The organism is Mesorhizobium sp. WSM1293, assembly GCF_000513875.1.
GTDB classification, from domain to species: domain Bacteria; phylum Pseudomonadota; class Alphaproteobacteria; order Rhizobiales; family Rhizobiaceae; genus Mesorhizobium; species Mesorhizobium ciceri.
Map to the genome: position 1 here is coordinate 22,692 of NZ_AZUV01000026.1, position 20,924 is coordinate 43,615.

14 protein-coding genes and 1 pseudogene are annotated in these 20,924 nt (G+C 58.2%); 6 read left to right on the plus strand and 9 right to left on the minus strand.

All coding sequences use genetic code 11. The features are described from left to right. Positions 1–139: 139 nt before the first annotated feature. The 4 genes from ehuB to M729_RS0125360 form a co-directional block, all read right to left on the minus strand. On the minus strand, positions 140–1,018 hold the full coding sequence (gene ehuB / locus M729_RS0125345) for an ectoine/hydroxyectoine ABC transporter substrate-binding protein EhuB (RefSeq protein WP_050596345.1): 879 nt from the start codon (positions 1,016–1,018) through the stop codon (positions 140–142). Between the two features lie 391 nt (positions 1,019–1,409). Beyond that, on the minus strand, positions 1,410–2,579 hold the full coding sequence (locus M729_RS0125350; protein ID WP_027163256.1) for an amidohydrolase: 1,170 nt from the start codon (positions 2,577–2,579) through the stop codon (positions 1,410–1,412). A 98-nt stretch (positions 2,580–2,677) separates the two neighbouring features. After that, positions 2,678–3,823, minus strand: coding sequence for a M20 family metallopeptidase (locus M729_RS0125355; protein ID WP_027163257.1), 1,146 nt, complete (start codon positions 3,821–3,823; stop codon positions 2,678–2,680). Positions 3,824–3,859: 36 nt separating this feature from the next. After that, the gene (locus M729_RS0125360) at positions 3,860–4,930 is read right to left on the minus strand and encodes an aminotransferase class V-fold PLP-dependent enzyme (RefSeq protein WP_245267634.1); all 1,071 of its coding nucleotides are present in this window, start codon (positions 4,928–4,930) and stop codon (positions 3,860–3,862) included. Positions 4,931–5,314: 384 nt separating this feature from the next. Here M729_RS0125360 and M729_RS0125365 point away from each other — a divergent pair, with 384 nt between their 5' ends. Further along, a complete protein-coding gene (locus M729_RS0125365) occupies positions 5,315–5,776 on the plus strand; it encodes an Lrp/AsnC family transcriptional regulator (protein WP_027163259.1) in 462 nt (153 codons plus the stop codon). Positions 5,777–6,211: 435 nt separating this feature from the next. Here M729_RS0125365 and M729_RS01000000135780 read toward each other — a convergent pair. The 4 genes and pseudogenes from M729_RS01000000135780 to M729_RS0125390 form a co-directional block, all read right to left on the minus strand. Next, positions 6,212–7,413 (minus strand): annotated as a pseudogene (locus tag M729_RS01000000135780) (M24 family metallopeptidase). A 187-nt stretch (positions 7,414–7,600) separates the two neighbouring features. Then, on the minus strand, positions 7,601–8,671 hold the full coding sequence (locus M729_RS1000000139750; protein WP_156949332.1) for a GlxA family transcriptional regulator: 1,071 nt from the start codon (positions 8,669–8,671) through the stop codon (positions 7,601–7,603). Between the two features lie 363 nt (positions 8,672–9,034). After that, positions 9,035–10,438 (minus strand): aspartate aminotransferase family protein, encoded by a 1,404-nt coding sequence (locus M729_RS0125385; RefSeq protein WP_027163261.1) that lies wholly within the window; start codon positions 10,436–10,438, stop codon positions 9,035–9,037. A gap of 12 nt (positions 10,439–10,450) precedes the next feature. After that, a complete protein-coding gene (locus tag M729_RS0125390) occupies positions 10,451–11,926 on the minus strand; it encodes an NAD-dependent succinate-semialdehyde dehydrogenase (protein WP_027163262.1) in 1,476 nt (491 codons plus the stop codon). Between the two features lie 619 nt (positions 11,927–12,545). Between M729_RS0125390 and M729_RS0125400 the strand changes: the two genes are divergently transcribed. From M729_RS0125400 to M729_RS0125420, 4 genes are all read left to right on the plus strand, one after another. Continuing rightward, positions 12,546–13,508 (plus strand): CoA ester lyase, encoded by a 963-nt coding sequence (locus tag M729_RS0125400; RefSeq protein WP_027163263.1) that lies wholly within the window; start codon positions 12,546–12,548, stop codon positions 13,506–13,508. An 18-nt stretch (positions 13,509–13,526) separates the two neighbouring features. Further along, on the plus strand, positions 13,527–14,708 hold the full coding sequence (locus M729_RS0125405) for a malate--CoA ligase subunit beta (protein WP_027163264.1): 1,182 nt from the start codon (positions 13,527–13,529) through the stop codon (positions 14,706–14,708). 12 nt (positions 14,709–14,720) lie between these two features. Then, positions 14,721–15,620 (plus strand): succinate--CoA ligase subunit alpha, encoded by a 900-nt coding sequence (gene sucD / locus M729_RS0125410; RefSeq protein WP_027163265.1) that lies wholly within the window; start codon positions 14,721–14,723, stop codon positions 15,618–15,620. A gap of 620 nt (positions 15,621–16,240) precedes the next feature. Beyond that, a complete protein-coding gene (locus M729_RS0125420) occupies positions 16,241–17,422 on the plus strand; it encodes a Xaa-Pro peptidase family protein (RefSeq protein ID WP_027163266.1) in 1,182 nt (393 codons plus the stop codon). A gap of 697 nt (positions 17,423–18,119) precedes the next feature. Here M729_RS0125420 and M729_RS1000000139755 read toward each other — a convergent pair. Next, positions 18,120–18,248, minus strand: coding sequence for a hypothetical protein (locus M729_RS1000000139755; protein ID WP_280940192.1), 129 nt, complete (start codon positions 18,246–18,248; stop codon positions 18,120–18,122). Between the two features lie 155 nt (positions 18,249–18,403). Here M729_RS1000000139755 and M729_RS0125435 point away from each other — a divergent pair, with 155 nt between their 5' ends. Further along, positions 18,404–20,878 (plus strand): FAD-dependent oxidoreductase, encoded by a 2,475-nt coding sequence (locus M729_RS0125435; protein WP_027163267.1) that lies wholly within the window; start codon positions 18,404–18,406, stop codon positions 20,876–20,878. Positions 20,879–20,924 lie beyond the last annotated feature (46 nt).

Genomic DNA, 20,924 nt, shown 5'->3' on the forward strand with positions numbered 1-20,924 from the left:
GCAGCCGTCTTCACCTCGGCAATGTCCGTGGCAAGGGCGAGCCTATAAAGAGACAATTTCACGCCCTTGCCCGTCGCTGGATGCCTCCCCGACCAAATCGAGGAGGCGCTCAGCACAAGGTGTCAAATCCCGCTTGGCTTCAGCCCTTGCAGAGCTGGGCAGCCGTGGTGCCGTCCGGCAGGTTTGTTTTTGTGTAGCCGTATTTGCCGACTGACTCCATCATCTCTTTGGAGCCCACATAGTCTTTCAATACCGCGTTGAAGGCGTCGACGGTCGCCTGCTGGTTGGGAAGGAAGGCGAGGGCCGGATACCCTTTGGGACTATCGGGAAGCAGATCGGTCACATCCATGCTGGCGTCCTTGGCGGCGAACTCCTTCATGGTGAAGTAGTCGCCTACACCCGCGGCCGCGCGGCCGGCCTTCACGGCCTGCAGAACCTCTGCGGATCCGGCGACCTGCAAAATCTTCTCGTCGGCAATGCCGGCCTTGCGAGCATTCTGAACGTCGTCCCAGCCCGCACCGGTGGCGACGGTCAGGCCCTTCTCGCGCAGATCCTTATAAGAGCGCAGATTCTGCGGATTGCCCTTCGGCACGATCAGAGCTGCGCTTAGAACAGCGAGCGGCTCTGTGAACAGCACGTTGCGACAGCGGTCGGGTAGGATGTACATGCCCCCGGTAATGATGTCGAGGCGACCGGCATGCATGCCGGGGATGAGAGAGCCCCATTCAGTCACAACCGGCTCGACCTTGGTCGTGCCCAGCTTTTTTAGTAGGTCCACGGCCATTGCGTTCACCCATCCGAGCGGCTCGTTGTTTGGTCCCGGAATGGAAAAGGGAGGCTCGTTCGAGAAGCCAAGCCGGACCGCTTCTCCGTTTTTGATCTTATCGAGCAGTGATTGAGCCGACGCTGACCCCGCGAACGCTACAGTTGCGAGGGCCGCCATACCCAACGCAGCCACCTTCAGAAACACACGTTTGAAAAGATTGCTCCTGGTCCCCAGGCATTGCCACATGTTCATTTGAAAGTTCCTTCCATTGCGCTTGGCCGCTGGTCCCGCCGGATGACGTTGTGGAGAGGACGTCGAGCCAGTGCTTTTACATGGACCAGAACGCGGCGGTTTCCCGTCTCTGGCAGGCTGAAAGTCACGTCGCGACATTTGGAGAACTTCTTTGTGGAGCATAATGTCGGACAGCTTTTCCCGCCTGGTAAAACTAGCAGTCTTGCGATCCACGATTATGCGGAATTTTGCCAACGCGCGCAGGAAATCGGCAATTTTGGCCTCCTGAGGACGCTATTGAACGGACGCTGTGTTTTCCGTGTGCAATATCCGGAGAGGGGGCAAGTTCGGCGCCGATTGACAAACAGGACACGCAAGAGAACCTAAAGTCCAGCGCGCGCGCGTGCGAAAACTAGCGCAGCGTGTTCTCGACTAGCTTAATCCAGAAGGACGTGCCGAAGGGAATCGCGTCGTCGTTGAAATTATATGCCGCGTGATGGAGGCCCGCGCTATCGCCATTGCCGCACCAGATGTAGGCTCCTGGCCGAGCCTTCGCCAATCTGGCAAAATCGTCGCCCGCGAGTACCGGAGGCGTGATTAGAACTTTGTCTTCACCGGCCACGCCCTTTGCTGCTGTAAGCGCGATCCTGGTTTGGTCGGGTTGATTGACGAGGATAATCTCCCCGACCTCGCTAGTCATTTCTATCTTCGCGCCCGTCACTTGGGCGATTCCGGCCACCACCTCACCTATCCGGTTTTGGATTACCTTTCGAACCTCCGGTTTCAGCGCGCGTATTGTCCCCGAAAGTTCCGCTGTCTGTGCGATCGTCGCCAATCCGTCGCCGGAGTGAAAGCTGTCAAAAGCGAGGCCAGCGGCTTCGATAGGGTCCACGTTTTGCGCCAGAACTTGCTGAAGCGCGGTAATCAGCTGGGCGCCGACCAGGATTGGGTCGATGCTTTTATGCGGCAGACCGTGGTGGCCCCCACGGCCTTCGATCCGAAACCTAACGATGTCGGTGCCTGCCCACGACGGCCCTTCACCGATGCCAAAAACACCGACCGGCATGCCCGGACAATTGTGCAAGCCATAGACCTCTTGGACACCGAAACTATCCATCAACCCGTCTTCAAGCATAGCCGCCGCACCCGCGCCGAGCTCTTCAGCAGGCTCGAAGATAAAAACCACTGTGCCATCGAAATTTCTCGTTTCGGCAAGGTAGCGCGCCGCACCAAGGAGCATTGCAGTATGGCCGTCGTGGCCGCATGCATGCATCACACCCGCCCTTGATGATTTGTAGACCACATTCGTTGCTTCTTCGATCGGAAGTGCATCCATATCGGCACGCAACCCGATAATTCTTTGTTTTCGATCTCCATCAACCCGTCCACCCTTCACCACGCCAACCACCCCAGTACGTCCTATCCCGGTGACGACACGATCGCAGCCAAATTCGCGAAGGCGATCCGCCACAAAGGATGCGGTGCGATGTACGTCAAATCCCAACTCAGGATTTGCGTGCATGTCGCGCCGCCAGGCAATGATTTCCGGGACCAGGTCTGTGACGCGATTCAAGATCGGCATGAAATCCCTATGGCTGCTCGGTAGGTTAAATTGTTGCCGAGGAGACCCAGCTTATCACTGGGCCTGCCTGATTGAGATCATAGTCCTTGAAGACAGAATCAATACTCGAGCATGATCTTCTGGTATATTTCAACGGCTTTGGCGACCTGATCAATCTCCACATACTCGTTTGCGGTATGCGCCTGATCGATGCTTCCCGGACCCAGGATAACGCATGGAATGCCTCCCAACGAGAGCTGGCTTGCGTCGGTGCCATACGGAACTCCACGGTGCTGGCCCGTTCCGGCAATCTCAGCACAGGCCTTTGCGGCTACTGCGGCGATCTTGGTGGCTTCGGCACTCGGGGGAGCTGGATCTTCCAATGCCGGCAGCAAAGAGCGGGCCTTAATCTTATCGGGGCCTTGGCGCAGCTCCTCCAAGATGGTTTCTACCTCCTGGACAGCGTCTGCCGGCCGTTCTCCTGGTATGAGTCGCCTGTCGATCCAGACGCGGCACGAGGGCGGCACCGTCGCCAGTTCTGCCCCTCCCTCAATAAGTGTGATCGTGAGAGTGGGGGGGCTGACCAGCGGATGTACTCGTTGCGATAAAGTTTCATTGATTTTATCGAGGGCCAAGATGACCTTGGCCATGCCCGTAATAGCGTTCACTCCAAGGTGCGGTTTGGAGCTATGAGCAGGTACGCCCTCAACTTCCACCTGCCAGCGGACTGAACCCTTGTGGGCAACGACGAGCTCCAAGTCAGTAGGCTCACCGACAACCGCAGCGTCGTATGAAACACCTGACTGAGCAATTGCTCGCGCACCCTTCTTCCGATACTCCTCGTCAACGCTTGCAGCCAGGACGATCGTGGCCCGGGGCTTACGTTCCCCGAGCGTAGTGAGAGCCATCAACATCGCGGCCAAGGGCCCCTTATCGTCACAGCTTCCTCGCCCATATATCCGACCTTCTTTTTCTTCAGGAGAAAAAGGATCTGCCACCCAATTGTCGACAGGGACCGTGTCCATATGCGATATGAACAAAACGCGCTTGGAAGGATCCTGCCCAGGCACCCAGGTAAAGAAGTTCGAACGGCCGTCCTCAACTTCCTGATACTCATACGGCAGGTTTCGCTCGCGGCAAAAAGCCTCGAGGAACTCGGCGATTTTTTGCTCTCCGCTCCCCTTTGCTGACGCTGACGGGTTGATGCTCTCAATTTTGATGAGTTGCTTGAGAAGCTCGACCGTTTGTGTGCTTATGGACGACATAAATGCTCCTATCCCTCCTTGAGAATGCAGCTTCGGCTAGGCCAGCCAGTTCTTTGCCAGAGCTATGACTTGGTCAACCTCGTCTGCGGTGTTGTATAGATGAAGTGAAAAACGCAGCATCCCGCGGCGGACCGAGACAATCACCTGGTTCTCCGACAAATGCTCGTGCAGCGAATGAATGCGGCTGTCGGGCTCGCGCGAACCAGAAAGCGCCGGATCTCCGAGCGCAACGATACTTCCGGTGTGATTCCCTGGTGCGCCGCCGCAAACAGGTAGCCCGAGATCCAACAAGCCCGATGCCAGCCGTCTTGCAACCGATGTGACGCTTTGTTCGATCGCCAACGTGCCGATTTCCATCAGTTGTCCGATCGATGCGTAGACCGCTATCACGCCGGGGAAATTGTAATGCCCAATTTCAAAACGAGGCGCCCCGGCGCGCAATTTAACCGTATCGAATATGGGAGCCGATTCTGGTGCGTCCCCGAGATCGACACTAAAGCGCGCGAGGTAGGCGGGACTCAGGCGATCGGCCCATTCTCGGCGGCAATACAGAAACCCCAACCCATAGAGCCCCATTAATCCCTTGTAAGACGACGCCACCAACCCGTCGACACCAAGCCGAGTGACATCAGTATCCAATATACCGACGGACTGAGACGCGTCGGCCAAAAGAAAAGCGCCAACCCGCTTGCAAGCTTCAGCAATGGGCTCCATCACCGTCTTGAATCCTGGCACCATTGTGACCGTCGATACTGTGACAATACGACTGCGAGAGTCGATGGCCTTGACAAGAGCATCGCACGGAATCGCACCGCTATCAGATTCTACGATCCGAAGTTCAATCCGATGCTTGTCCCTGATTTGCAGCCAAGGCAAGATGTTGTTTGCGTGCTCCAATTGCCGGCACAGCACAACATTGTCTCCGGGCCTCCAATCAATCGCGTTTCCGATTATATTGATGCCTTCCGAGGCGTTTTTCGTGATGGCGATTTCATCTTTGTCGGCCGCGATGAATGTGGCGAACCTGGAACGAGTCCGCTCGACAAGTTGCATCATTCTTTCTTCGTCATTCAGGCCATTCAGTCTGTTGTCGAAGTGCTGATCCATGGACGTTCGACTCGTCCTGGATATAAGCCCCTGATTTGCAACATCCATGTAAATGGCGCTTTCAGTAGCCGGAAACTCCTGTCGAAGGAGATCTAAGGGCAGAAAATGGCTTGTCATGCTCGTTATCAGATCCGTGTTCATGGGTTGGGAAGCAAAACCTACTCATTAAGCCCACAATTATGAGCCGAAGATGCCATTTTAAGGAGCCGTCGAGCTACCTTGCGCGCGCCCGTGGCCGGGCCGATTCATTAACAAGAGGCTACGCGAAAGGGCTTCGCTGATCAGATCATTTTAGGGCTTGATCATTGTGGAAGTCAGGCTAATATCACCAAAGCCGAGCCGTTTTTCTGCGCGGAAACCCCCTTTTTTGCAGTGATGATGAAAATGGACCTGGATCGAGTCGATCGTAAGCTTCTCAACGCCGTGCAGCGCGACAATCGCCTTACAACCGCCGAGTTGGGCGAACTTGCCGGCCTTTCTGCGACTGCTTGTCAGCGGCGATTGAAGCGACTGCGCGATGATGGTGTGATTGAGGCTGACGTTGCCATAGTTTCCCCACAAGCCGTGGGTCGTCCCATGCTCATGCTGGCATCTATCAGTCTGGAGCGCGAGCGGGTAGACATCATTGATCGCTTCAAGCAAGCGGTCAGGCGCACGCCGGAGATCATGAGTGCGTACTATGTCACGGGTGAAGCAGATTTCGTTCTTCTGATCTCTGTGCGGGACATGGCCGAGTATGAGGCATTTACCCGTCGATTTTTTCACGAGTCTGATATTAAGGCCGTCAAGACGATGGTCGTGATGGACCGGATCAAGGCATCATTAGCCTTGCCTATTGAGGAGTAGTGCCGGCACTGCGGTTCGTACTGATCGTGCGGACTTTTCAGTCGTCCGGAAAAGCTGCCTTCATCCGGTGATCACGCAACGGCTGAGTACTGCAATAACGAGGCACCTCACTGAAACATTCCAACTCGGCCGCACGCCGCTGCGCCATCAACGCGCGGGCAAGCCAGTGGGCGCCTGCGAGAGCTGCCGATTTCAATTGGTGACTGGCCTAGGTCTGTGCCAACAAGAAATTTCGGGCAGCGTTGCAGAGGACAACAGCGCCTATCGACAGCGCCTGTTCCTCCACTGGAAATCGTGGATGGTGAAGTGGCGTCCACTCAGTCCAGCGCCCTCCAGCACCTCTCTCAGATAACGGCGTCTGGGTCTCTTCGTTCGAGAGCTCCGGATTGCGGTGGAGGGTGGCGGCGGATCCCGATTATCCTGCGCTCCAGCGCGTCATCCATCAATCCTTTGGGGTTTCAAACGTTTGACATGGATTTCTCGCGGGAAACTGGTCAGCGTTTCGCACCCGTCAGCGGTGACGAGGATCGTTTCGCTCACTTCGATCCCCCAGCCGTCCATCCACATAACGAGGATGGAATGAAGGACGTTGCCCGGCTTCAAAATCGTCTTGTCACCCTGTCGCAGGCTGATCGTGTGTTCGCCCCAGTCTGGCGGATAGGCGGCCCCGATCGAATAGCCTATGCGGGACTCCTTCTTCAGGCCGTAGCGCTCGACGACCTTACGCCAGCTTGCCTCGACGTCTTCCGCCATAACCCCAGGCTTGATCGCAGCAAGGACCGCCTCCATGCCTTCGAGAACGGCCTTGCCGGTGTCGCCGACCTTGGCTGGCATGGCACCTAACTGAAGCGTCCGGGCCAGCCCGGCGGCGTAGCGGCGCACGACGCCGGCGAGTTCGAGGGCGACGGTTTCGTTGTCGCCGAAGCGGCGATCACTCCACATGATATGCGGGGCCGAGGCGTTTTGGCCGCCCAGTATGGTCGGCGGCAGGGCGGCGATGTCGCCCGCGAAATCCGGCGAGCCTGCGATCTGGGCGGCCTGGATCGTGGCGATGGCGTCGCACTCGCGAACGCCTGGCGCAATCACCTCATACGCGGCGGTGACCGCTGCCTCGGCAAGGCGCGAGGCTTTGCGGAGATAGCCGATCTCGGCGTCCGATTTGACGCTGCGGATCCAGTTCACCAGAAGGTCGGCGTCGTGGAATGCTGCGTTCGGCAGGCCCCCCGTCAGCCGTGCGTGCGCCTTAGGAGAATAGTAATAGGCCTCGAGCTCGATGCCGATATTGCCGCGCCCCAGCCCTTCCTTTCGATCCAGGCCGCAATCCAGTCCATTGGATGACGGTCAGGTCGCTGGACATGATCTTCCGGAAACCCAACGACATTCTCGGGCTTCATCCATGCCGTCAACAGCCCGCCCGCAGCATCCATGGCGCGCCCGATCCAGATCGGCTCCTCGTCGGCTAGAGGCACCAAGACCATTTGCGGCGTGTAGAACGCCCAACCGTCATAGCCAGTGATGTAGTGCTGGTTGGCGACGTCGTTGACCATCAGCAGGTCAAGGTTGCGTGTCGCCATTTCGGCACGGATAGCAGACAGCCTGCTGCGGTATTCGCTGAGCGCGAAGGGCAGTTGGATCATATCGAATCATCCTATTCTAAAGTGTGCGTGTGTTCAGTTAAGGCTTGATCGGGTTGTGCCGACCCGGGTTGCAACGGGGCAATCGGCAAGAGCTGACCGAAGCCTGCCCGTTCGACCTCTCGTCTCGCACTGATCATGCTGAGGCCGCCTGCAGCGCCTTGTAATTCTACAGAAACATCGCGGCGCTCTAGTGGCAGTTGGGCAGGCTTTCGCTGCTTACCCTCCGATCGATTTGGCGGGTTCTGTTTTCCGGCTCTTTCGACCGCATCCCCTCTCCTTGGTAAACTGGTAGTCGTGATTGATGCGGTGCGCATCCATAAGCGTCGCGATACGCCTTTGAGAAATGCGATGCAGAGACAAAGCCGCAAGCCATCGCGACTTCAACGATTGGCAAGCGCGAGCTGATGAGTAGCAGGTGCGCTCGTTCCAGACGAAGATCCAAATAATAGCGGCTCGGAGAACATCCGAGTTCCCGCCTAAACAGCCGCTCGATTTGACGACGGGATAATCCGGCTACTCCCACAAGTTCATCCAACAGCAATGGCTCGGTGAGGTGTGTCTCCATCGCCTCGATCACCTTGATGACCGCTTTGTGATTTAGTTGCACTCGAGAATGAAGCGGTAGACGTTGGCGGTCACCAGCGGAACGGGTGCTACACGCGATGGCTTTTTCGCAAATTCGGTTGACGACTATCGCGCCATGGTGGTGGTCGACCAGGTCAAGAAACATGTCGAAGGGGGCGTCTCCTCCGGCGCAAGTGTATAGGTTCCCGTCCCGCTCGAAGGCTGTTTGACTGGCTATTACGCCTGGGAACCGCTCAGAGAATATCGGAAACTGCTCCCAGTGAACTGCGCAACGCCGTCCTTCTGCAAGCCCCGCCCGAGCAAGCGCAATCGTACCGCTGCTTATCCCTACGAGGCTACCGCGGCGGTTGCGACACTCTCGAAGCCATGCATCAAGCTGTTTGTCCGGACCAGGAGCATTGCGGCCGCCCACGACTACGATGGCAGGGGTTGAGATCGATCGCCGGTTCTTTTCACGCTCTAACGGCAACGAGGAATCGGCGCAAACCGACAGCTCGCAACTCGAGGCCACAGGTCGCCCGTCGTCCGAAATGACCTGCCAGCTATACACGTCCCGCCCCAAAACCTCGTTGGCGAGCCTCAGCGCTTCAACTGCCGACGAGAAGGCCTGGAGCGAAAAGGCCGGCAGGAGATAAAAGCAGAAATTTCGGCACGTGGACTGTGAGTCTAGCATCCCGGGTTCCTTCTCCTGCCCTGGTCTCTCGTGTGGTTCCAGCGGTCATCCCAAAATTGCGCGACTGAGTTCCTTACTTGGAGACCAAAGCAACTCTGCAACAAGCGCTCTGCGCCCATCGAACAGTATTCCGCCAGCTCCTTCGGAACGCCCGATCGCCCCTGGCATACAGACCAGGCCAGGCTCCGGTCTGGGCCGCTGGTTGGCTCCGGCCCCCCAGTCGGGGGCCGGTTTTCTGCGCAAAGCAACATTTGAGCTTCCGCTGACACCGGGAACCGCTCGATACAGGCCGGGCCAGGCTGTGCCGTCGAACCTTTGGAGGCTTTCAGGGCCTCCTGAATCGTAAATTCGGCTGCCCGCGCTTCAGATGTTTTGCCCGTCTCGCGTGAGCTCATCCATAACGAAGCGAACTGCACTCTCGGCAATGCCAACGATTTCTTCGACTTCAGCCTTGGTTGTCACCAACGGAGGAGCGAAGCCGAGGATGTCACCATGCGGCATCGCGCGAGCGATAAGGCCGCGTTCACGCGCTGCCTTGGAAATTCGTGCACCAACTTTGAGCGAGGGATCAAAACGCTTCCGATTGTCTCGATCGGCCACAAACTCGATTGCGCCCATGAGGCCAACGCCACGTACTTCGCCGACGATCGGCAACTGCGCGAATTTTTCCTTCAGCTGCGCTTGGAAGAATGCACCGACCTCGCGGGCATTCCCTGGAAGGTCTTCTCTCTCGACGATATCGAGGACCGCGTTGGCCGCGGCAGCCCCGATCGGGTGGCCTGAATATGTATATCCGTGCGAGAAGGCGCCGACCCTGTCCGCCCCGTCCTCCAGGACCTTGTATACTTTTTCACCGACAATGGCCGCGGAAAGCGGGAAATAGGCCGAAGTCAGACCCTTTGCGATCGTGATGAGGTCTGGCTCGATGCCGTAGTGATGCGAGCCGAACATGGAGCCGGTTCGACCAAAGCCGGTTATGACTTCATCTGCAATGAGGAGCACATCGTGCTTTTTGAGCACGGGCTGGATTGCCTGCCAGTAACCCTCCGGCGGAGGCGTGATACCACCGGTGCCCAGCACCGGCTCGCCGATGAAGCCGCCCACATTATCTGGCCCCAGCCGCTCGATCAGCTCATCGAGTTCCTTGGCGCGTCGCGCCGAAAATTCGCGCTCGGACTCGCCTGCGGTGGCGCCCCAGTAGTGATGTGGAACACCAGTATGAACGATCTGCGGCAGCGGCAGGTCCATGTGGTCGTGATAGAAGCTCATGCCGGTCATCGAGCCGGACACGACGCTGCAACCGTGATAGCCGCGTTCACGCGAGATGATCTTCTTCTTGTTCGGCTTGCCACGCAGATTGTTGTAGTACCAGACGAGCTTGGCTTGGGTCTCGTTCGCATCCGACCCGGACATGCCGTAGAAGACCTTGCTCATCTTGCCCGGCGCCATCTTGACGAGGCGATCGGAAAGGATGGCAAGCTCGTCCGTCGTGTGGGCAGCGTAGGAATGGTAGTAGGCCAGCCGGAAAGCCTGCCGGGAAATCGCTTCGGCGACCTCCGTGCTGCCATACCCGACGTTGACGCAGTAGAGGCCGGCGAAGCCGTCGATCAGCTGGTTGCCATGCGCATCCTGAATCCTAATGCCTTTGCCTGTCTCAACGATGGTCGGCTCACCGAGCTTGCCGGTGGCAAAATCCTTGAGCTGCGTGAATGGATGCAGCACAGCGTTTCTATCTTTTTCGCTGATATCCTTGATGTTGATAGTCATAGGGCTTTCCTTTCAGTCTGAGATGTTGCCGATGCACACGTATTTGGGTTCGAGATATTCTGTGAGACCGTGCTTTGAGCCCTCCCGGCCGAGCCCGGATTGCTTCCATCCGCCGAAAGGTATGGGCGCGCCGGTAAATTTCGCTGTGTTGACGGCGACCATGCCGTACTCCAACTGGTCGGTCAGCCGCATGGCGCGGTTCAGATCTCTTGTGTAAACGTAAGCCGCAAGCCCCATTTCCGAGTTGTTGGCGCGCGTAAGCACTTCCGCCTCTTCATCGAACGGAAGGATTGCAGCCACCGGTCCAAAGGTCTCTTCCTTGGCGATCAGCATGTCATCAGTGACGTCGGCTAGAACAGTCGGGGTCACAAAATTGCCGCTGAACGGATTGTCGCGTCCGCCAACAACGATGCGGGCACCGGCACAAATAGCTTCGGAAACCTGTCGTTTGCACTTTTCCGCGACGGAGGGTTTGGTCATTGGACCTATGTCGACACCGGACTCGAATCCGTGCCCGACTTTCAGTTTGCTGGTGGCCTTCGCGAATTCCTCTACAAAGCGCTCATAGCTTCCCCGCTGGACGTAGATCCTATTCGCTGCCAGGCAGTCCTGCCCCGATGTGGCGAATTTGGCTGCCATGCATCCAGCCACGGCAGCCTCCAACCATGCGTCATCGAACACGATAAAAGGAGCGTTGCCGCCGAGCTCAAGTGAAGCCTTCTTCAGCGTTTTTGCGGACTGCTCGAGCAGGATCCGACCGACCTCGGTCGAGCCCGTGAAGGAGAATGCCCGCACATCGGTATGGTTCAGCAGCTGTTTGGCGAGTGGGGCAGCCTCTCCCGTGATCACTTGAAACACGCCGGCGGGAACTCCTGCGTCCTCGGCAAGCCGGGCAAGCGCCAGAGCTGACAAGGGGGTTTCCGGGGCCGGCTTGACAATCATGGTGCAACCCGCAGCCAACGCGGCTCCTGCTTTCCTGGTGATCATAGCCGAGGGAAAGTTCCACGGGGTTATGGCAACGGTTACACCGACCGGCTGCATCTGCACGGAGAGTCGGCTGCCCGCGAGATGGCTGGGGATGGTTTCGCCGTAGGCCCGCTCGCCCTCCGCCGCAAACCAGTCAAGAAAGCTGGCGGCATATGAAATCTCACCGCGCGCCTCGGCTAACGGTTTGCCTTGCTCGGCGGTAATGATAACGGCAAGGTCTTCGGCATTCTCGCGCATACCCTTGGCCCATTTCCGCAGGTATGCGCCCCGTGCCGAAGGAAGAACATTGCGCCAATGTTGAAATGAGCTTTTCGCGACTTTGATTGCGGTGTCTACGTCGGACGTCTCGCAGGCTGCCACTTTAGCCAGCTCTTCGCCAGTGGCCGGGTCAACGACAGAGAGTGTTTCAGCCTTGGATAGCCAGGCGCCATTCACATAGGCACACTTTTGCAAAAGATCCTGGCGTTTTAGGCCCCCTAATGCGGTTGCTGAACCTTTCATGTTGACCCCAAATCGATTGTCCATTCTCGTCAAACTAGCCCTACAGCTGCGGCGATTGGCAGCTTGATGTATGCCAACCAAGGCGTTCTCCAGCGAATAATGACGGTCTGCTGAGTTTTTCCGTCTGATGTCGCTTTTGAGGAGCCGCCTTGAGGAAAAGGACATCTACCAGGCTACGCGTGGCCTACGGCGCGGCGGTGAGGTGGCGGCCATGCTACGTGGCTGCGTTGAGGAGATGGCCACTTGTTTCGCAGGCACGGGCGCATAGTTTTCACAGTACAGGGGCGCATAGTTGGTGGATGCGAAGAGATCTCTTTGCTTTAGCCATCGCCGCCGTGGAGATCCAATCGGTCCAAGCTCCACCCCCCCACCAGTTCCTGCTGCCAAAGCTGCATTATCGCGGGGCCTTCCCAGCGAAGCGTCGCCCGCCCGATACACGCCAACAACCCAGGCAAGAGGAATAGCTGCGCCAGCATACAAAAAATGCATATGTTGTGCGGCGTTTGCCCGCTGGCAGCCCAAGCCCGGCGTCTGAGGCGTGCTACCGTGTGAAGGAAGACAAGCGGACTGGAAAGTGTCTGACCTCGTCAAACGGCCTGGGTGCAGAGGAAAACGCAATATGAGCCACACCATCAACCATCTCAAAAAGCTGAGGCTCCAGCGCAGCGAATTGGCCGTTCCCGGTTCGAGCCCGGAGATGATCGACAAGGCGGCGAACAGCGCCGCTGACTTCGTCTTTCTAGACATTGAGGACGCGGTCGCCCCGCCCGACAAGGAACGCGCCCGCAAGAACATCATCCAGGCGCTCAACGACATCGACTGGCGCGCCAAGGGCAAGACCGTCTCGGTGCGCATCAACGGGCTGGACACCCATTACATGTACCGCGACGTGGTCGACGTCATGGAACAGGCCGGCGACCGGCTGGACACGATCCTGGTACCAAAGGTCGGCGTGCCGGCCGATCTCTACATGGTCGAGGCCATGGTCAACCAGATCGAAATGGCCAAGGGTTTCAAGACCCGCGTCGGCCTCGAAGCGCTCATCGAGACGGCGCTCGGCATGGCCAATGTCGAGGCGATCGCCGCTACCCCTGGTCGGCTGGAGGCGATGCATTTCGGCGTCGCCGACTATGCCGCCTCAAACAAGGCGCGCACCGTCAACATCGGCGGCCTCAACCCCGACTATCCGGGCGACCAATGGCATTTCGCTTTGTCGCGCATGACTGTCGCCTGCCGCGCCTACGGCTTGCGCGCCATTGACGGACCGTTCGGCGATTTCTCCGATCCGGAAGGCTACATCGCCGGCGCAAGGCGCGCCGCCGCAATCGGCATCGAAGGCAAATGGGCGATCCACCCCGCGCAGATCGCGCTCGCCAACGACGTGTTCTCGCCGCCGGAAAAGGAGGTCACGCGCGCCAGGCGCATCCTCGAGGTGCTGAAGGAGGCTGAAGCGCACGGCAAGGGAGCCGCGGCGCTCGATGGCAAGATGATCGACGCGGCGTCGGAACGCATGGCACGCAACGTGCTGGCGGTTAACGAAGCGATCGAGCGCACTGGCCAGGCGCATATGGCGGCGCAGTAGACGTACCGGGAGGACATGATGGACATCCACGAATACCAGGCCAAGGAACTGCTCGCCCGTCACGGCGTGCATGTGCCGCGCGGCGGTCTGGCCTACAGTCCGGAGCAGGCCACATACCGTGCCAGCGAGATCGGCGGCGGCAAATGGGTGGTCAAGGCGCAGATCCATTCCGGTGCGCGCGGCAAGGCCGGCGGCATCCGCATCTGCTCGTCCGACCAGCAAGTGTCCGATGCGGCCGAGGCGATGCTGGGCAGGAAGCTGGTGACGCATCAGACCGGGCCGCGCGGCAAGCTGGTGTCGCGGCTCTATGTCGAAGAGACCGTCGACATTGGCCAGGAAATCTATCTCGCCTTTGTTCTCGACCGGAAAGCCGAGCGGGTGATGATCGTGGCGTCTGCGGCCGGCGGCATGGAGATTGAAGAGATCGCCGAAAAGCAGCCAGATTCAATCATTCGCGCGACTGTCGACCCTGGTGCGGGAATGCAGCACTATCAGGCGCGCGAGATCGCCTTCGGGCTTGGGCTCGAAAACAACCTCATCGGCAAGGCGACCGAAACCCTGCTTGGTTGCTACCGCGTGTTTCGCGACTACGACGCCTCGATGCTGGAGATCAATCCGCTGGCCGTCACGCGTGACGGCAATCTGATGGCACTGGATGCCAAAATGTCGTTCGATGAGAACGCGCTGTTTCGTCGTCCCCAAATTTCCGAATTGCGCGACAAGTCACAAGAGGATCCGCGCGAAACCTTCGCCAGCGACCGTGGCCTGTCCTATGTCGGCCTCGACGGTGATATCGGCTGCATCATCAACGGCGCCGGCCTCGCCATGGCGACAATGGACATGATCAAGATCGCCGGCGGCGAGCCGGCCAACTTCCTCGACATCGGCGGCGGAGCCTCGCCCGAGCGGGTCGCGAAATCGTTCCGCGCCGTCCTTGGTGACAGACAAGTCAAGGCCATCCTGGTCAACATCTTTGCCGGCATCAACCGCTGCGACTGGGTCGCCGAAGGCGTCATCAAGGCGATTCGCGAGGTCGGCGTCAACGTGCCGTTGGTGGTGCGGTTGGCCGGCACCAAGGTCGAGGAAGGGCGTCGCATTCTGGCCGATTCCGGCGAGGCGGTGATCGTCGCCGACACGCTGGCCGAAGCGGCCGACAAGGCCGTCGCCGCCTGGCGGTCCGCCACGATGAAAACAGGCTGAGGGGACGATAGAATGGCAATTCTGCTCAACCGGGACACCCGCGCAATCGTGCAGGGTTTTACCGGCAAAATCGGCAGTTTCCATGCCGAGGACATGAAACGCTACGGGACCAAGGTGGTCGGAGGCGTCACCCCGGGCAAGGGCGGACAGACCCATCTGGGCGTCCCGGTGTTCAACACCATGAAAGGCGCGGTGCGCGAAACCGGAGCCGATGCGAGCATCGTCTTCGTGCCGCCGCCCTTTGCCGCCGACTCGATCATGGAGGCGGCGGATGCCGGCATCAAGTTCTGCGTCTGCATCACCGACGGCATCCCATCGCAGGACATGATGCGGGTGAAGCGTTACATGCGCCGTTACCGCTTTGAGGACCGCATGCGGCTGATCGGGCCGAACTGCGCCGGCATCATCACGCCGGGCCAGGCGCTGATGGGCATCATGCCCGGCAGCATCTATCTGCCCGGCCGCGTCGGCATCGTCGGGCGCTCCGGCACGCTGGGCTACGAGGCAGCTTCGCAGATGAAGTCGCTCGGCATCGGTGTCTCGACCAGCGTCGGCATTGGCGGCGATCCGATCAACGGCTCGTCCTTCAAGGACATCCTGGAACTGTTCGAGCAGGACGACGACACCGACGCGGTGGTGATGATCGGCGAGATCGGCGGACCGCAGGAAGCCGAAGCCGCGCTCTGGGCGCGCGACAACATGCGCAAGCCGCTGATCGCCTACATCGCCGGGCTTTCCGCGCCGAAAGGCCGCCGTATGGGCCATGCCGGCGCCATCATCTCCGCCTTCGGCGAGTCGGCCCAGGAGAAGGTCGAGATCTTGAAGGAAGCCGGCGTCATTATCGTACCAACGCCAGCGTCCTTCGGCGAGGTCGTTGCCGGCGTGATAGCCGATTGCACGAAGGCCGCATAGCGCAGGACAGAGGTCAATTTGAGGACCAGGTAATGGATCGCCTGGTCGTCATGTGCCTCTACACGGTGATGCTTGCCGGTCACGCCAGTATCGGCGTGACTTCAGCCGAATCGGACGTCGAGGCGCCCTGCTTATGACGAGCCTGGCTACTGGGTTGTCGGATGGAACAATCCTGGGGTCTAAAGAGACTCGAACAGCCGCTGGTTGCGGACCGGCCCCCTTTACGGCCACAACGAAGTTCATAAGGCTATTCAACGCGCAGTATATGCTCAGGTCGCCGTAGGCGGCCCGAGTATGGTCCAGTTGGTATTTCAATGCGAACGCGCTGCGGCAATCGAGCAGGGCTCCGCCCTTGGATCGACAGCCGGTTTCCCATATATCGACGGCTGTGGCCTTTTGGTGCCAATGTGAAGCCGCCGTGCACATTGAGACGGCACTGCGAGGCAGAACCAGAAGCAAAGCTGCGCACAGAAGGCAAAAACGCAGCTTTCCTGCGAACGACCGCCGAGGCCCGGGCGCGACGACCTCTGAAGCATGCTAGGTTCTCGATCAGTACGGATGGGACGGGCAAGAGTGCTTGGTCTAATCCGCCAACCTTAGGTGCAGAGGACGACTGCGAAATGGACTATGTAAAACCCTTCCTGCCTGCGGAGTATCAGCGCCGCGTCCGTGACGTGAAGGCACGGATGGAGAAAGCAGGATTCGACCTGCTAATCTGCCAAGACCCCGCAAATATGTGCTGGCTGACCGGCTATGACGCCTGGTCCTTCTACACGCCCCAAGTGGTTCTATTGCACCTAAAATCGGACACGCCGATTTGGATAGGGCGGCTGGTCGACGTGAACGGCGCTCGCGCCACAACGGACTTGCCTGCTGACAACATTATCAATTTTTCCGACGACCGACTGCATCATGTGGAGCTGCATCCCTACGACGAAGTCAGTGAAATCATAAATTCCCGCGGTTGGGGATCTGATCGCATAGCGGTTGAGCTCGATGCGCATTTCTATACAGCGCGTGCGCATCAGCATCTTGTCAACGGCCTTCCAAATGCAAAGTTCTCTGACAGCCGCGGCCTGGTTAATTGGGCCCGACTCGTGAAGTCCGACGCCGAACTCGTCTACATGAGGGAAGCGGGTCGGATTGTCAGCCACACCATGCGCCAGGCAATCAATAATTTGAAGCCGGGAGTTCCTGAATACGAAATCGTCGCTCAGATCTATGCAGATCAGACAAGAGGCGTTGATGGGAAATACGGTGATTACACAAGCCTCTGTCCATTGATACAGGTTGACGAAAAGACGAACGCTCCACACCTTACATGGTCGGACAAGCCCCTGCCCAAATCGGGGCTGGTTCTCCTGGAAATTGGAGCGGCCAGGCGCCACTATCACGCGCCTCTGACCCGTACGGTCTACATGGGAAAGCCACCTAAGGAGGCCCAACACCTCGCCAATGCCATCATCGAAGGTGGCGACGCTGTCCTCGAAATGGCGAAGCCGGGCGTCGTCGTCGACGAGCTGAATACCGTGTGGCTGGACGTCTTGAACCGCCACGGATACGTCAAAAAGGGCCGTTCCGGCTATTCAATCGGCATGAACTTCCCGCCGGACTGGGGCGAGCGCACGGTGAGCATTCGGTCAGGCGAAACGACGGTGCTCCAGGCGGGAATGTGCTTCCATTTCCAATCGGGGGTGAGGCCCCCTGCCTTCGGAGCCGCCATCTCGGAGTCGTTTGTTGTGACCGACAAGGGTGGCGATCGGCTGGCCGATGTCGCCCGCGAGCTAATAGTCGTGGACTAGCAAAAAGCGTCTGGCATTTGTCTACTCAGCTGGATTGGGAAGGTGCATTGAAGTGCTTCGCTCCCAATCCAGCTAGCAGCTCCCACAGTGCCTCAGAGCAACTGAAATTGGGGGGAGCGGACCCTGACGGCCGGGAAACGTAAGTCCCCTGGCTGGCACAGTGTCTTGGCTCGTCCGTGGTGGGTACAGCCAAGAGTCATCGAAGCGCGACAGCCTGGCGCGGCGTGCCGGCACTATTCATCGACGGTGACTTGACCAGCAAGGGTGCAGGACAGCGGTTCGAATTCCGGGGATTATTTCCCAGCGCAGACGTGGCCCTCTAGCTCAAAGGGACAAAGGCGTGCCTCTGTCCTCTCGCCCAGACCGGCGGACGGTCGATGTTTGGCTTCGTGTCTTCTTGACGAACTTCCCCTTGAAGACGAGCGCGTTGCTATCGGCGGCGGATCAGTCACGTCGGCTGCTCGACCGCACCTTTCCCCGGCGCTGCCTCCCCTGGTGCCGCCAAGGCGACCAGTTCGACCTAGGGCCTTTTGCCTACAGCTCATCTCTGCTGTCCACCCAGATCGCGTCGATGCCAATGCGGCCGTACGGATCCTGAGCCAGCTGCAAGACCAAACCGGCAACCATCCGAATGATCTGGCGATTCACAGACTCGGATCGAATCCGTCGGGGGCCAGGGGGACCCAGGAGGCACCGTTTACGAGCTGGCGTCGGACGCGCGGTGCAGGTTCTTATTTTCATTGCTCTGCCGCCGCGCCATCGCAGCGCGCAATATTTCAGCGCCGAGGTTCAGAAATACGCAGAAGGACGCCGCTTTGAGGCCCATTTAGCACCATCTCCACGAGCGTCTCCCCCTACTCTGTTGAAAAAGGACTGACTTTGGACGTGGGCTGGAAATGCGCTGAAGCGCTGCATCAAAGCTCAAGCTGAACTGCCGCAACACTTTGCCGCTGCCTTCTCCGAGAACGAACAAGGATACATATGATTACGAACCCGCCCTTCCGTCCTCGTGAAGTACCGATCCGGCACCACGAAATTCTGATCGTTGGTGGAGGCATAGCAGGCGCAAGTGTTGCCTTTCACCTTGCAAAGAACGGTAAGAAGGACATCGCTCTCTTAGAGCGCAATACCCTTACATCCGGCACAACTTGGCATGCGGCCGGTTTGATCATGCAGACGCGTGGCACTCACGCGCTAACGGAGATCGCAAAGTACAATGCGGAACTCTACTCCGCGCTGGAAGCGGAGACCGGACAAGCTACTGGATTCAAGCGAAACGGCACGCTCGGGGTCGCCAGAACCAAAGAGCGCCTATACGAAACGGGTCGCAACGCATCGATCGCCAAGAGTTTTGGCCTTGAGGCCAATATGATCTCGCCGAGCGAGGCGAAAAAGCTCTACCCGGCCCTCAACGCCTCGATCATCGAAGGTGCAGTCTTTATCCCGGGTGACGGCCAAACCAACCCTGTCGACACGTGCATGGCATTAGCGATTGGCGCTAAGCAAAAGGGTGTAAAAATAACAGAAAACGCCGAAGTAACGGACGTCTGGAAAACTGCAGACGGCAACTACCAGGTGCGGACCAAGGAAGGCGTCGTCGAAGCTGAAATTCTCGTGCTCGCATGTGGGCTTTGGACCAGAGACTTTGCCGCCAAGTTAGGCGCCCGCATTCCGATCTATGCCGCAGAACACTTTTATGTGGTGACCGAGGCGATCGATCTTGCGACGCCGACGTTGCCAGTGCTGCGCGACACCGACGGACATGTATACCTGAAAGAAGACACGGGGAAGCTCCTGGTGGGTGCCTTCGAGCCTTGGGGCAAACCGTTGCCGATGGGAAGGCTTCCTAAGGACACGGCCTTCATCGAGCTTCCGGAAGACTGGGAGCACTTTGAACTGCCGATGACCAAGGCGATAGAAATCGTCCCTGATCTCGCGAACGCCGGCATTGCCAAATTTTTCAACGGTCCCGAAAGTTTCACCCCCGACCTTCTGTTCATGATCGGTGAAGTTCCTGGATTGAAAAACCTCTACGTTTCCACTGGGTATAACTCAGAGGGGATCGAATTCGGCGCGGGAGCAGGGCGAGCTCTCGCAGAGTGGATCATCGCGGGCGAGCCTCAAATGGACATCAGCTTCGTCGATGTTGCTCGATTTCATCCTTTCCAGGTCAACAAGCGATATTTGCATGATCGCACAGCCGAAGTGCTGGGCCTTCACTACAAGATGCACTGGCCAGCCTACCAGCCTGAGACATCCCGAGGGGTCCGCAAAAGCGCGCTTCACGACCGGTGGGCGAGGCTTGGAGCCAGCTTTGGTGAAGGAATGGGATGGGAGCGTCCCATGTGGTTCGCAGGCGAGGGGGAGCCGACCAAAAACATCTACTCCTACGACGAGCCGAACTGGTTCAAGTATGTCAGTCAGGAGTGCAAGGCTGCCCGCAACGATGCCATCTTGTTGGACCAAAGCTCTTTCGGCAAACATCTGGTTCAGGGTCGCGACGCCTGCCGCTTCCTTCAGTGGCTTTGCGCCGGCAATGTGGATGTTCCTGTGGGAAAGCTGGTGTACACCCACATGCTCAATGAAAAGGCCGGGATAGAAACAGATATTACTGTAAACCGCTTGTCGCAGACGGAGTTCCTTATTATCTCCTCAGCGACCGTCCATCCCAGGGATAAGGCATGGATTTCAAAGCACATTTCCGATGAATGGAATGTCACGGTAACTGATATGACGTCCGGGTACGCGGTCCTGTCATTGCAAGGCCCGCGATCGCGCGAAATCCTATCCCAGGTAACGGATACGGATCTGGCGAACTCGGCCTTCCCATTCGCCACCAGCCAGGAAATAGATATCGGGTATGCCCGTGTAATAGCCAATAGATTGACTTATGTCGGAGAGCTTGGTTGGGAGCTTCATGTTCCAACCGAGATGGCACAGCATGTGTTTGACGTCGTATGGGAGGCCGGCCAGGCTTATGGCCTCAAAGCTGCGGGATACCACGCGCTTGAACACCTCCGCTCCGAGCGCGCCTATAGAGAATACCAGCTCGATCTCACACCAGTGGATACACTGCTTGAAGCGGGTTTGGGATTTACGGTGGATTGGAATAAACAAGGCGGATTTATCGGAAAAGATGCTCTAGCTTCACAGAAAAATGCCGGGTCGTTAAAAAAACGCTTGGTATCATTCAAGCTTCGCGATCCCAAACCTGTTCTCTTCCATGAGGAGCTTATCCGCTGCGACGGGCGGATTGTCGGCTATATTTCCTCTGGTGTGAAAAGCTTTACAATCGGGACTTCAGTCGGACTGGGCTATGTAAACCATTCCGCCGGTGTCACAAAGGACTTGATCGAGAACAGTCGGTGGGAAATCGAAATCGCCGGCAAGCTCTACGAAGCCGACGCATCTCTGCGGGCGTTTTTCGATCCAAATGGGGATCGGGCTAAGCAATAAGTGTGCGCGGCTGTGGAAGCGGAAGGAGCCCAATCCCGGGAAGTTC